Annotated in this window: 9 protein-coding genes and 1 pseudogene; 2 read left to right on the forward strand and 8 right to left on the reverse strand. The window is 72.3% G+C overall.

Features of this window, described 5'->3' with window-relative positions:
• From ACFWP5_RS49035 to ACFWP5_RS49055, 5 genes and pseudogenes are all read right to left on the reverse strand, one after another.
• Positions 1-559 (reverse strand): annotated as a pseudogene (locus ACFWP5_RS49035) (aspartate aminotransferase family protein); the annotation flags it as partial.
• 255 nt (positions 560-814) lie between these two features.
• Entirely contained in the window at positions 815-3,301 is a 2,487-nt protein-coding gene (gene pepN, locus ACFWP5_RS49040; RefSeq protein WP_384172804.1) for an aminopeptidase N, read from the reverse strand.
• A gap of 100 nt (positions 3,302-3,401) precedes the next feature.
• A complete protein-coding gene (locus ACFWP5_RS49045; RefSeq protein WP_384172806.1) occupies positions 3,402-3,947 on the reverse strand; it encodes a two-component system response regulator in 546 nt (181 codons plus the stop codon).
• A 151-nt stretch (positions 3,948-4,098) separates the two neighbouring features.
• Positions 4,099-4,449 (reverse strand): chorismate mutase, encoded by a 351-nt coding sequence (locus ACFWP5_RS49050; RefSeq protein WP_384172809.1) that lies wholly within the window; start codon positions 4,447-4,449, stop codon positions 4,099-4,101.
• Positions 4,450-4,524: 75 nt separating this feature from the next.
• Positions 4,525-5,415 (reverse strand): helix-turn-helix domain-containing protein, encoded by an 891-nt coding sequence (locus ACFWP5_RS49055; RefSeq protein ID WP_384172812.1) that lies wholly within the window; start codon positions 5,413-5,415, stop codon positions 4,525-4,527.
• Positions 5,416-5,522: 107 nt separating this feature from the next.
• Between ACFWP5_RS49055 and ACFWP5_RS49060 the strand changes: the two genes are divergently transcribed.
• The gene (locus ACFWP5_RS49060; protein ID WP_384172815.1) at positions 5,523-7,280 is read left to right on the forward strand and encodes a beta-galactosidase family protein; all 1,758 of its coding nucleotides are present in this window, start codon (positions 5,523-5,525) and stop codon (positions 7,278-7,280) included.
• Between the two features lie 16 nt (positions 7,281-7,296).
• Here ACFWP5_RS49060 and ACFWP5_RS49065 read toward each other — a convergent pair whose 3' ends face one another.
• The 3 genes from ACFWP5_RS49065 to ACFWP5_RS49075 all read right to left on the reverse strand — a co-directional run bounded on the left by ACFWP5_RS49065 (position 7,297) and on the right by ACFWP5_RS49075 (position 11,368).
• Positions 7,297-8,559: a VWA-like domain-containing protein gene (locus ACFWP5_RS49065; RefSeq protein ID WP_384172818.1), complete on the reverse strand. Its 1,263-nt coding sequence runs from the start codon at positions 8,557-8,559 to the stop codon at positions 7,297-7,299.
• Entirely contained in the window at positions 8,556-9,806 is a 1,251-nt protein-coding gene (locus ACFWP5_RS49070) for an AAA family ATPase (RefSeq protein WP_384172821.1), read from the reverse strand. Before ACFWP5_RS49070 ends, ACFWP5_RS49065 begins: the two co-directional genes overlap by 4 nt.
• 98 nt (positions 9,807-9,904) lie before the next feature.
• Complete coding sequence (locus tag ACFWP5_RS49075) at positions 9,905-11,368, reverse strand: hypothetical protein (RefSeq protein WP_384172824.1); 1,464 nt, start codon at positions 11,366-11,368, stop codon at positions 9,905-9,907.
• A gap of 179 nt (positions 11,369-11,547) precedes the next feature.
• Here ACFWP5_RS49075 and ACFWP5_RS49080 point away from each other — a divergent pair, with 179 nt between their 5' ends.
• On the forward strand, positions 11,548-12,435 hold the full coding sequence (locus ACFWP5_RS49080; RefSeq protein WP_384172826.1) for a hypothetical protein: 888 nt from the start codon (positions 11,548-11,550) through the stop codon (positions 12,433-12,435).
• The last annotated feature ends 188 nt before the right edge of the window (positions 12,436-12,623 follow it).

Genomic DNA, 12,623 nt, shown 5'->3' on the forward strand with positions numbered 1-12,623 from the left:
GGCCGAGGAGCCAGGCGGCGCGGGGCAGGGAGTGGTGGGCGTTGCTTCCGCAGACCAACCGCACGCTGCCGCCGTTGGCTTCGCGGGCGAGCAGGAGGGCGAGTTGGTTGGCTTCGGTGCCGCCGGTGGTGACGAGGGCGTCGGCGAGGCCGATCTCGTGGGCGAGGGTGCGGGTGACGAGGGCTTCGAGGGCGGAGGCGGCGGGGGCCTGGTCCCAGGAGTCGAGCGAGGGGTTGAGCGCGCTGACGGCGAGGTCGGCGGCGGTGGCGACGGCGAGCGGCGGGCAGTGCAGGTGTGCTGCGCACAGCGGGTCGGCGGGGTCGGCGGCGCCTTCCGCGAGCGCGTGCACGAGGGTGCGCAGGGCGTCGGAGTCGCCGCCGTCGGGGAGTACGTCCCCCACGGCGTCCCGCATGCGGGCGGCGACCGCGTCGGGGCCGCCCGCGGGGAACGGTCCGCCGCGCGCCCGGCGGCCGGTGCCGAGGGCGTCGAGGACGGTGTCGAGCAACGGCCGCAGGGCGTCGGGTCCTTCGGGGCCTGAGGCGAGGGGAGCGCTGCTCATGCTGTCCTCCGGGGCGCGGGGCAGGGGGAGTTCCAGCTTGTACGCAATTGCGTCGACGCGCCCGGGAAGAACAACGATCAGAACCCGAAAGGGGGTACTGCCGTACGGGGAAAACGTGTTGGGGGTGACCTGTGTTGGTGCGGGCGGTGCTGGGGGCTCCGCCCCCAGACCCTCATCGGCCCTGAAGGGGCCTCGTCCTCAAACGCCGGACAGGCTGGATGATGCCGTCCGGCGCCCAACAAGTCGCCGTTTCCGTCACTCCGCCCCGCGTACCCGCAACGCCCTTGCCAGGTCGTCGAGTTGGTCGACGAGTTTGCGGCGGAGGGACGGGGTGAGGTCGGCGTCGCGGAGGCATTCCTCGCCGAGGCGGAGGGTTTCGGGGTCGACGGCGTGGGTGGGGAAGGCCCAGCGGCCGGCGGCGTCGGCGATGGCGGGGCCCCGGCGGGTGGCGAGGGCTACGGCGTCTGTGAAGAAGCGGGGCACGTAGTCCCGTACCAGGTCGGCCTGTTCGGGTTGCCAGAAGCCCTGGGCCGTGGCGGTGAAGAGGTAGTTGGAGAGGTCGTCCGTGGTGAACATCGCCTCCCAGGCCGTGCGTTTGGCCTGGGGGTCGGGGAGGGCGGCTCGGCAGCGGGCGGCGCCTTCCTGGCCGGTGGCGGACGGGTCGCGTTCCAACTCGGCGGCGATCGCGGGCTCGTCGGTGGCGCCGAGGACGGCGAGGCGGGCCAGGACGCGCCAGCGGAGTTCGGGGTCCAGTTCCGGGCCGCCGGGGACGGTGCCTTCGGTGAGCCAGGCGGCGATGGTGTCGGGGTGGGCGGCGACGTCGATGAAGTGGCGTACGGCGATGAGGCGCAGGCCGGGGTTCGAGCCGTCCTCGGTACGCCGGATGAGGTCGCGGCACAGCGCGGTGAGGGTGGCGAGGGCGACCGGGCGGGCCTCGGGGGTGAGGTAGCGGTCGGTGACCTGGGCGGAGGCGAAGGCGAGGACACCCTGGACGAGGGCGAGGTCCGTCTCGTGCGGGAGGTGGGCGCGGGCGGCGTCCAGGTAGGCGGAGGCGGGGAGTTCGCCGTCGCGGACGGTGTCGCGCAGGGCGTTCCAGACGACCGCGCGGGTGAGGGGTTCGGGGAGGCCGGAGAGGCTGGTGCGGACGGTTTCGAAGGAGTCGGGGTCGAAGCGCACCTTGGCGTAGGTGAGGTCGCCGTCGTTGAGGAGGAGCAATGCCGGGCGCTTGCCGAGGGGTTGGGGCTCGGTCTGCGGGACATCGAGGTCGAGGCGTTCGCGCAGGGTGAGGCGATCCGCATCGCCGAGGTCCTGGTCGTAGAGGCCGACGGCGATGCGGTGGGGGCGGCTGCCCGCGCGGTCGACGGTCAGGGTGTACGTGCCGTCGTCGGCAGGGGTGACGGTGGGGGTCAGGGTGTCCACGCCCGTCGTGCGCAGCCACGCGTCCGCCCAGGCGTGGACGTCTCGTTCGGTGCCCGAGGCGAGGGAGTTGATGAAGTCGGCGAGGGTGGCGTTGCCGAACTTGTGGCGGGCGAAGTGGGTGTTGATGCCGGCGAGGAAGTCCTTCTCGCCGAGCCAGGCCACCAACTGCCGTAGCGCGGAGGCGCCCTTGGCGTACGAGATGCCGTCGAAGTTGAGGAGGGCGGAGGCGGTGTCGTCGACGTTCTCCGGGGCCACGGGGTGGGTGGAGGGGCGCTGGTCGGCGTCGTAGCCCCAGGCCTTGCGGACGACTCCGAAGTCGGTCCAGGTGTCGGTGAAGCGGGTGGCCTCGGTGAGGGTCTGGTAGCCCATGTACTCGGCGAAGGACTCGTTCAGCCAGATGTCGTCCCACCACTGGAGGGTGACGAGGTCGCCGAACCACATGTGGGCCATCTCGTGGGCGATGACCATGCCGCGGGTCTGCCGCTCGGTGTCGGTGACGGCGGAGCGGTAGATGAACTCGTCGCGGAAGGTGACCAGTCCGGGGTTCTCCATGGCGCCCGCGTTGAACTCCGGGACGAAGGCCTGGTCGTAGGAGTCGAAGGGGTAGGGCTCCTCGAACTTCTCGTGGTAGCGGTCGTAGCACTGGCGGGTGATGTCCAGGATCTCGTCGGCGTCCGCGTCGAGGTGGGGGGCCAGGGAGCGGCGGCAGTGGATGCCGAAGGGCAGGCCGCGGTGTTCGGTGCGCACCGAGTGCCAGGGTCCGGCGGCGACGGCGACGAGGTAGGTGGAGATGAGGGGGGTGGGGGCGGCCTGCCAGCGGCCTTCGCCGAGGTGTTCGGTGATGCCGTTGGCGAGGACGGTCCAGCCTTCGGGGGCCGTGACGGTCAGGTCGAAGACGGCTTTGAGGTCGGGCTGGTCGAAGGCGGCGAAGACGCGCTGGACGTCCTCCATGAAGAGCTGGGTGTAGAGGTAGGTCTCGCCGTCGGTGGGGTCGGTGAAGCGGTGCATGCCCTCGCCGGTGCGGGAGTAGCGCATGGTCGCGTCGACGCGCAGTTCGTGCTCGCCGGCGGTGAGGCCGGGCAGCGGGAGCCGGTTCTCGACGAGGTCCTCGGGGTCGAGGGGGCGGCCGTCGAGGGTGACGGAGCGCAGCTCGGCGGGCTTGAGTTCGACGAAGGTGTCCGCGTCCGCGCGAGCGGTGAACGCGATGACGGTGCGGGAGTCGAAGGTGTCTTCGCCCGTCGTCAGATCGAGTTCGATCGTGTAGCGGTGGACGTCGAGGAGCCTGGCACGGGTCTGCGCTTCGTCGCGCGTCAGTACGGACATGCAGGACATGCTGCCTGATGGCACTGACATGGCACAGAGGTGGTCCGGTACACGACCTATGTCCGGTCGGGCGGGACCGGGGTCCGGTCGGGTGCGGGGCCTATGTCAGGTCGGGTGCGGGGGCGGTGTTCTGGGCGTCGCGTGCGTCGCGCTGGTAGGGCACGCGCGCGTCCGGGTGGGGCAGGGCGGGGCGGGGTTCGCAGGGGTGCGGGTCCTTGAGGAGGGCGCGGAGTTCGCGGACCTCCTGTTCGAGGGCCTGGTGGCGCCGGTGGGCTTCGTAGAGGTAGCGGACCTTGGTGCGCAGGGCCCAGGGGTCGACGGGTTTCATGACGAGGTCGGCGACGCCGAGGGTGAAGGCGGCGGCGGTCGTCTCGGGGTCGGGGCCGAAGCCGGTGAGGAGGAGGACGGGTATGTGCTGGGTCTGTTCGAGGCGGCGCAGGTAGCGGACGACGTCCAGGCCGCTGACGCCGGGCATGCGCACGTCGAGCAGGAGGAGGCCGACCTTGCCGCGGAGCACCTGCTTGAGCGCCTCGTCGCCACTGGTGGCGCGGGCGAGCCGGTAGCCCAGCGGGGCCAGGGCGCTCTCCAGCGCGTACAGCGTGTCCTCATGGTCGTCGACGATGAGGATCTCGGCATCCGACGGCATGGCCCGACGTCCCTCCGCGTGGGACAACCAGCTTATGACGCAGGCGCTGACGGGGCGTGCCCGTCACCTGACAAGGAGTGCACAAGGAGTGCACAGCGCAGCATCGCCCCGAACTCACCCCGCTGTCACGCCCCTTACCGGACGTACGAGGTCAGTTCGCCGTGGGTGAACCGCCGTTCACGGCGTCCTCCGCGATGCGCTCGTGGTGCCGGATCACCTCGCCGATAATGAAATTCAGGAACTTCTCAGCGAACGCCGGGTCCAGTTTGGCGCTTTCGGCGAGGGCGCGGAGACGTTCGATCTGGCGGGCCTCGCGGGCCGGGTCGGCGGGCGGCAGCCGGTGGGTGGCCTTGAGGAAACCGACCTGCTGGGTGGCCTTGAAGCGTTCGGCGAGCATGTGGACGACGGCCGCGTCGATGTTGTCGATGCTGTCACGCAGCCGGGCGAGTTCCTCGCGCACGGCGGGGTCGACGTCACCGGTTCCATTGGTGCTGGTGGTCATGGGCGACCACCCTACGTGCAGTGCGCCCACTCGATGATCGGCCCTATGCGGCGTGCGGCCACTGGATCATCGGACCTACGTCGCGTGCGGCCACTCGATGATCGGCGGATCGGCCGGATCGGGCACCTGGTCGCTCCAGCCGCCGGGGACGGTACGGCCCTGTTGGGCGCGGAAGCGGACGGGTGGCATGCCGACGCGGCGGGTGAACAGGCGGGAGAAATAGGCGGGATCGTCGTAGCCGACGCGGCGGGCGACGGCGGCGACCGGGAGTTCGGTGGCGGCCAGCAGCTCCTTGGCGCGGCCCAGGCGGATGCCGAGGAGGTAGTCCTTGGGGCTGCATCCGGCGCCCTGGCGGACGGCGGCGCGCAGTGCGGCGGGCGTCATGCCGTGCCGGGCCGCGTGGTCGGCGACGCTCAGCGGCAGGCAGGCGTCCCGGGCGAGGGCCTGGAGGACCGGGTCGCCGTCGGGGGCGAGATCGGCGCGGGCGCGGCGCAGGGCGACCAGGAGTTCGTGGACGGCGGCGCCGGTCTCCACCTCCAGGAGGGGGTTGCCGCGGCGCGCGGCGCGGGCCATGCGCCCGATGACCGCGCGGGGACCGGCCGCGTCCGAGAGGGCCACCACGGGCCGTTCCGGCTCGATGTAGCCGAGTTCGGTGTACGTCGTCGTCGCGGGCCCGGTGAAGTCGACGAACCCCTCGTCCCAGCCGGCGCCGGGGTCGGGCGCGTAGTGGTGCGGCACGCCGGGGGTGAGCCACAGCAGCGCGGGCGCGGTGACGGTCGTACGGCGGCCGTCGGGGCTCAGGTACCAGCCGCCGCCCGCGCTGATCACCACGGCGACGTGGTGGTCGAGGGTGCGGGGGCCGACGGTCGGCAGGGCGCCGTACTGGAGGCCGACGCCGAGGCAGGCGAGGCCGAGGCGGTGGTGGGCGGGTGTGGGCGTGAAGAAACGCATCCAGGTGTGGTACATCCGGGCCCGCCCTTCCCGCGCTGTCGTGCGCTCTCGTCGTCTCGGTCCAAGTAGCGGTGATCTTTGTCCATGGACGTGATCGCCGCCAAGGGGCGAGAGTCGTCGGCATGAGTGAGTTCACGGTGGGCGACAGGGACTTTCTGCTGGACGGGCGGCCGGTGCGGCTGCTGTCCGGGGCACTGCACTACTTCCGGGTGCACGAGGCGAGTTGGGGGCACCGGCTGGCGATGCTGCGGGCGATGGGCCTCAACTGCGTGGAGACGTACGTCCCGTGGAACCTGCACGAGCCGGCGCCGGGCGACTTCCGGGACGTACAGGCACTGGGCCGGTTCCTGGACGCGGCCCGGGAGGCGGGCCTGTGGGCGATCGTGCGCCCGGGGCCGTACATCTGCGCGGAGTGGGAGAACGGCGGGCTGCCGCACTGGCTGACCGGCGAACTGGGGGCACGCGCGCGTACGCGTGACGCACGCTTCCTGGGCCACCTGGAGCGCTGGTTCCACCACCTGTTGCACGAGATCGTGCCCCGCCAGCTCGACCGCGGCGGCCCGGTGATCATGGTGCAGATCGAGAACGAGTACGGCAGCTACGGCTCCGACGCGGTGTATCTGCGGCGCGTGGAGGAGTTGTTGCGCGACCAGGGCGTCACGGTCCCGCTGTTCACCTCGGACGGTCCCGAGGACTTCATGCTGAGCGGCGGCTCGGTCCCCGGTGTGCTCGCGACGGTGAATTTCGGGTCCCACGCGCGCGTGGCCTTCGAGGCGCTGCGCAGGTACCGCCCCGAGGGGCCGCTGATGTGCATGGAGTTCTGGTGCGGCTGGTTCGACCACTGGGGCGGCGAGCACGTCGTCCGCGATGCCGGGGACGCGGCGGACGCGCTGCGGGAGATCCTGGAGTGCGGCGCGTCGGTCAACCTCTACATGGCGCACGGCGGCACCAACTTCGCCGGCTGGGCGGGCGCCAACCGGGGCGGCGGCGCCCTGCACGAGGGCCCGTTGGAGCCCGACGTGACGTCGTACGACTACGACGCGCCGATCGACGAGTACGGGCGCCCCACGGAGAAGTTCTGGCGCTTCCGCGAGGTGCTGGCCGCGTACGCGGACGGCCCGCTGCCCGAACTCCCGCCCGCCCCCGCGCCGTTGGGCGCCCCGGCCGAGGCGCGCCTGACGGGCTGGGCGCCCCTGGCCGACGTACTGGAGGCACGCGGCGGGCCGGAGACGGAGGGTCCGGTGCCGCCGACCTTCGAGGAACTGGACGTGGACCGCGGAATCGTCCGCTACGAAGTGACCGTGCCGGGACCGCGCGCACCGTATCCGCTGACCGCGCGGGGGTTGCGGGACGTGGCTGTGGTGTACGTCGACGGGGAGCGTGCCGGGGTGCTCATGGAGGGCGACGAGCAGCTCAAGGAGCCTGTCGCCGGGCACGCGCGTGTGCAGCTGTGGGTGGAGTCCCTGGGGAGGGTCAACTACGGGCCGCGGCTCGGGGAGGCGAAGGGGATCACCGGGGGGCTGTTGCACGAGCGGCAGTATCTGCACGACGTACGCGCGCGTGGGCTGCGCTTGGACGCGCTGGACGACGTCGAGGGGGTTCCGCTGCGGGAACTGCCCTCGGACGGCTCCCCCGGGCTGTACCGCGGCACCGTCGAGGTACGCGGCGCCGGGGACGCCGTACTCGAACTGCCGGGCTGGACGCGGGGGTTCGTGTGGATCAACGGGTTCGATCTGGGGCGGTACTGGTCGGCGGGACCGCAACGGGAGTTGTACGTCCCCGGTGCCGTCCTGCGGGAGGGCGTGAACGAGGTGTGGGTGCTGGAGCTTCAAGAGGCGCCGGCCCATTCGGAGTTCACCCTCGCGCTGCGGAGCTGCTGAGAGGAGCCGCTGAGGGTCATCGGGCAATGGGGACGGACCCGATCTCGACCACCCGCGCCCAGTCGGGCGGTGTGTCCGGCACGTAGTCGGGGTCGTCCTCGTCGTACGACCCGCCCTCGTACCGGCGCGGGAACAGGCCCACCACCGTCCGGCACGGCGGTCGCGACTCCGGCCAGGGGGTCTGGCCGTCGGTGAGGACCACCACGGCGTCGGGCCGGGCGCGCAGCGCCTTGGCGAAGCCCGTGCGCAGATCCGTACCGCCGCCGCCCAGCAGCTCAATGCCCTCGGCGCGGCACAGCGGTTGCGCGACCCGCGCCGCCGCGTCGCACGGCACCACGGTGACGAGGTCGCGGCGGCCGCCCACGGCCCGTGAGATCGCGGCGACTTCGAGGAGCGCGCTGCCCAACTCGGCGTCGCTGACCGACCCGGAGGTGTCGATCACCACGCATACCCGGGGCGGTCTGCGACGCAGGCTCGGCAGCACGATGCCGGGCAGCGACGCCGAGCGGCGCGAGGGTCTGCCGTAGGTGTAGTCCTCGCCCGCGCCGGGTGCGGAGACCGCCGAGCGGACCGCCGCGCCCAGCAACTCCCGCCACGGCTGCGGCGGATGGAACGCCTCCTCCGCCCACCGCCGCCACCCGCTGGGGGCGCTGCCGGGGCGGCCGGTGATGCCCTGCGCCACCCGGAAGCGGACGGCGTCGCGCTGCTGCTCGCTGAGCCCGTGCGCGCCGTCCGCGCCCAGGTCCCACTCCCGGTCGAGCCCGTCGGCGCCGCTGCCGCAGTCCAGCCAGGCCAACTCCTGGGTACGCGGCCCGAGTTGGAACCAGCGCAGGTAGTCCTCCATCAGGTTTCCTGCGGGCAGGCCCAAAGTCCCCGGCTGGATCGCGCCTTCGGGGGCGACCAGGCCGTCGCCGAACGCGTCGTCGTTGATCTCGAAGTCGGCGGCGATGTTCATCCGCAACCGCTCCCCCGGGCCGGTGAGTCCGCGCTCGCGGGCGACGCGGTCACTGCGCCCGTGGTGGTCGCGGAGCAGGTGCGACACCTCGTGGACCCAGACGCCGGCCAGGTCCTCGACGGACATCCGGTCCACGAAACCCGGCGAGACGTAGCAGCGCCAGTGCCGGTCGACGGCCATCGTCGGTACGTGCCGCGACTCGACCGTGTGGAGCGCGAACAGGGCCGTCGCGAGGTAGGGGCGGACCCGGGCGGCGTGGAGGCGGGCGGCGAAGAGCTTTTCGAGGTCGAGAGCGCCCGCCCCCTTGGCTACGGTCGTGTTCATCGGCCGCCCTTCGCGGCCGCGGCGGCGCGGTCCGCCCGCTGTGACAGGGCGACGGCTCCGGCGAGTTGCTCGATGGACGCGGGAACGTCCCAGTCCTCGCGGCGCAGCGAGGCGAGCGTGGTCGCGGGGACGACGACCAGGTCCGGGGCGCCGGTCTCCAACGCCCGCACCAGGACCGCCCACGCCGCGTCCCAACGGGCCCTGTCGGGACGGTTGCGGACCGCGGCCACCACGCCGTCGAGCACGGCCTGGCGCAGATCCCCGCGCGCGGGCAGCTCGCCGGCCGTCGGGTCGGCGAGGAACATCTCGGGGTCGGGGAGGTCCATCCGGTCCACACCGGCGAGCAGTTCCAGGCCGGGACCGTCGCCCACCGTTCCCCTGACCAGCAGGGACATCACCTCCCGGGAGGAACCGGCCGCCGTCGCGAACGCGATCAGGCTCATCGCCATCTCCCAGCTCCGGGGCGACGGCCAGGCGCCGCCGCGCCGCGCCTCGCTGCTGGGGAGTTGGTGGACGAGCTTGGGGCGCCCGGTGAGCAGCCCGCACACCGCGCGGCGCGCGAAGTCCACGGCCTCGGGCAGCTTCTCCGCATCGAGCCGCGGCAGGGTCGCCCGCGGCCAGGTGCCACCGAGTCCGCGTACGACGACCTCGTGGTCGTGGGTCCACTGAAGGTGCACGAACCGGTTCGCGAGCGGCGGGCTCAACTCCCAGCCCTCGGCCGCCGAGGACCGCGGGTTGGCCGCGGCCACGATCCGCACCCCGGGCGGCAGCCGCAGAGCGCCGATCCGCCGCTCCAGCACCAGCCGCAGCAGCGCGGCCTGCACGGCGGGCGGCGCGGTGGACAACTCGTCCAGGAACAACAGCCCCCGGCCCGCCCGCACGAGTCGTACGGCCCAGTCCGGCGGGGCCATCGGGACGCCCTGCTCGGCCGGATCGTCGCCCACGACGGGCAGCCCGGAGAAGTCGGACGGCTCGTGGACGCTGGCGATCACCGTGGTCAACGGCAGGTCCAGGGCCGCGCTGAGCTGCGTCAGGGCGGCCGTCTTGCCGATACCCGGCTCGCCCCACAGCAGGACGGGGAGGTCGGCGGCGACGGCCAGGGTCAGGGCCTCCAGTTGGGTGTCGGGGCGGGGTTCGGTGGTGGTGTCGCGCAGGAGGGTCAACAGGGCGCCGGCGACGTCCAGTTGGGTGGGACGGGAGGGCGAGGAGGTGGTGTCGGTGGCGGCGTACAGGGTGCGTGTGGGCATGTGGGTCACCTTTGGGGTTGGGGTGGGACGTGCGTGGGTGTGGGAGTTCGCGTGAGTGGTGGGGCGGGTGAGGGCAGGAGTGACGGCGCCCTGTGCGGTCAGCGGCCGGTGGTGTGGCGAGGGCGCGAGTGGTGGCGGATCCGGGGATGCGGCAGGCCCGGATAGAAGCGGCCGGACTGTGGGCCGGGACCGGTCAGGCCCGCCCTGAACAGCCCGTACGCGAGCCGCCGTTCGGCCGCCGCCCGGAGTTCGTCGCGGAGGGCGCCGCCGCGCAGTACCGCGTCGGGGCCCAACAGGCCTTCCACTACGGCCAGTGCGCCCGCGGTGTCACCGTGGATGAGGCGTTCGCGCACGCCGGTGAGGCAGTCCGGGTGGCGGTGGGCCTCGTCGATGGCCTGCAGGCAGGGCAGCGGGGTGCCGGTCAGCGCGACCAGCAGTTCCTCGCGACGGATCTCGGTCGGATCGTGGTCCAGGGGTGCCAGTACGCCGTCGACCAGACCGATCCGGTGGTGGGCGCCCCGGCATTCGACCAGGTGCGGCTCCCGTGCCTGGTCCAACATCCGCGCGGGGGCGTCCGGTTGAGGCCGAGGGCGAGGACCGTCCGGTACGAGTGCGGCGGCGACCAGTGGATGCAGTTGGTCGGCGTCGATCGAACCGGTGCGGAGCAGTTCCAGGTCGGGCAGGACCCAGGTCGCCGCGTCGGGGAGGACCGGCAGCGCGGTGGCACCGCCGTCCGTCGGGGCGGGTGCGATACGCGGGGTGTCCGCGATCGAATCCGGGTCCAGGCCCACATTCAGACCCACATCCAGGTCCAGATGCAGGGCCAACCGGTGCCTGGAGCCGATTCGTACCGTGACGGGACCGGTCGTGCGTCCCTCGGCGTGGAGCAGGATCGCCGCCTCCGCCGCCCATCGGTCGACGGCACAGTGACGCCCCTCCGGCACCGCCTCCAGCAACTCCAGCGGATCCGGGACCTTCAGCAGATCCGGGATCGGTGGAAGGCCGTCGGCGGGTGGCCGATCGGCGCCGGACCGGGCCCGCAACTCACCGCTCCTCCCCGCGTCCCACAGATGTCGGTGCAGGTCGAGGCGGAACCATCGGCTGGGCCGGGGATGCGGATGCCGACGGGCGTCGGCGTCGCGACGAGTGCCGTCCCACAGCGCGAGGCTGATGCGCTGGCCGCCGTCCGCCCAGGCCGGTGGCGTCCGGACCACCAGGTGAGGCGGGCCGGTGGCATCGTCCCCGTAGCGGGCCAGGGTGAGGGTCAGTCCCGGGCGCAGCAAGCCGTCAGGCGCGATCCTCGGCAGATGCCAACGGAGCAGGTCAGGGGCGAGTCTGCGGAGATCGGCGCGGACCCGGGCGGCCAGTTCCCGGCCATGGGTGCGCGCTACGGACCGTAGATCGAGATCGAGGTCTACGCCCGCGGCGGCGCAGGCGCCCGCCCAGTCCCCGGCGCGGCGGCGGGCCGTAGCGGTCTCGATCATGGAGGGCGGCACGGCGAACTCGCGCACGCGCAGCCAGAGGGAAAGTCGGGAATCCCCGTTCGCGGTGCAAGGGAGCATCAGCACTCACCTTGCGCGGACGGGACCCCCGATCTGTGAACAGAGTGAGCCATCGTCGTCGTCATCGCGGGGAGCATAGCCTTCCCGCCCGCGATCTGTCAGGGAAATATGGGGGCGGCATCCAGGGCTCATCGGCATAGAGTGGATGCGGGTTCAGGGCGTCTCTGGGGGTTGCGGATGTGGCGGACGACGGACCGGTCGAGCACGGCTACCCGCACCTCGATACGGTGCGGGACGCCATCACCGCGCTCTACAAGCGGTTGTCCTACGACACCGTCCAGACGTTCGCGACCAGCGTGGCCCCGGTCGACGTGGCGTTCTGCGACACGGACGACCTGCACCTGGGCGCGCAGCGGGTGGCCCGCGAGATGGTCCGGCACTACCGGCTCCCGGACGCCCGGCCGATCATCAGCTTCCGTGAGATGACACATGCGGCGAACGTCGAACTCACCGCCGGGCCCGAGTACTTCATCGAGTTGAACGACCGGTTCCGCACGCATCGCCGGGACATCGGCGCGGCTCTCGCGCACGAGGTGATGCACGTCTATCTGCACCGCCTCGACCTGTCCTTCCCCGGCACCCGCGAGAACGAGATCCTCACGGACACGGCGGCGACGTATCTGGGCGCGGGGTGGCTGTTGCTGGACGCGTACCGGGAGGACTCGGCGTCCTCGCAGAAGCTCGGCTATCTCACGCCGGAGGAGTTCGGGTACGTCCTCGCCAAGCGTGCCCTGGTCTTCGGTGAGGATCCCTCCGTGTGGTTCACCAGTCCGCAGGCCTACACGGCGTACGTCAAGGGGATGGCGCAGGCGCGGCGTGACGAGCAGCAGCCTCCGTTGACCGCGGCGGGGTGGGCGGGGCGGCGACGATATGCCCATGACCGGCGGCATGGGCCCGGACCTGGAGTACAGGCAGGCGTGCCGTATGCCTTCAGCGGGGACAAGGGCGGCAGCTTGCGGGTGTCGTTCCCGTGCCCCACCTGTCATCAGCGGATCAGGGTGCCGGTGCGGGGGCGGGTACGGGCGCGGTGTTCTCTGTGCCGGACGGTGTTGGAGTGCGACACGTAAGTGTCTTCCGGGTGACTGGTGTTGGAGCGGACGTCTTTCAGGTGACCGGTGTGTGCGGGTGACCGGTGTGCGCGGGTGGCCGGCGTTGGCGCGGGACACCGCGCTCACGCCAGGCTGTCCCGCCAAGCCCGGTGCAGATCCGCGAACCGTCCGGTGCCCGCGATCAGTTCGGCCGGTGTGCCGTCCTC

Source organism: Streptomyces sp. NPDC058469 (genome assembly GCF_042721125.1).
In the GTDB taxonomy this organism is placed as follows: Bacteria; Actinomycetota; Actinomycetes; order Streptomycetales; family Streptomycetaceae; genus Streptomyces.

Bases quoted from the DNA above. Each gene is read 5' to 3' on its own strand.
- ACFWP5_RS49060 (WP_384172815.1), top strand. From the start codon at position 5,523: ATGAGTGAGTTCACGGTGGGCGACAGGGACTTTCTGCTGGACGGGCGG.
- ACFWP5_RS49070 (WP_384172821.1), bottom strand. From the start codon at position 9,806: ATGCCCACACGCACCCTGTACGCCGCCACCGACACCACCTCCTCGCCC.
- ACFWP5_RS49050 (WP_384172809.1), bottom strand. From the start codon at position 4,449: ATGACCACCAGCACCAATGGAACCGGTGACGTCGACCCCGCCGTGCGC.
- ACFWP5_RS49055 (WP_384172812.1), bottom strand. From the start codon at position 5,415: ATGTACCACACCTGGATGCGTTTCTTCACGCCCACACCCGCCCACCAC.
- pepN (WP_384172804.1), bottom strand. From the start codon at position 3,301: ATGTCCGTACTGACGCGCGACGAAGCGCAGACCCGTGCCAGGCTCCTC.
- ACFWP5_RS49065 (WP_384172818.1), bottom strand. From the start codon at position 8,559: ATGAACACGACCGTAGCCAAGGGGGCGGGCGCTCTCGACCTCGAAAAG.
- ACFWP5_RS49045 (WP_384172806.1), bottom strand. From the start codon at position 3,947: ATGCCGTCGGATGCCGAGATCCTCATCGTCGACGACCATGAGGACACG.
- ACFWP5_RS49075 (WP_384172824.1), bottom strand. From the start codon at position 11,368: ATGCTCCCTTGCACCGCGAACGGGGATTCCCGACTTTCCCTCTGGCTG.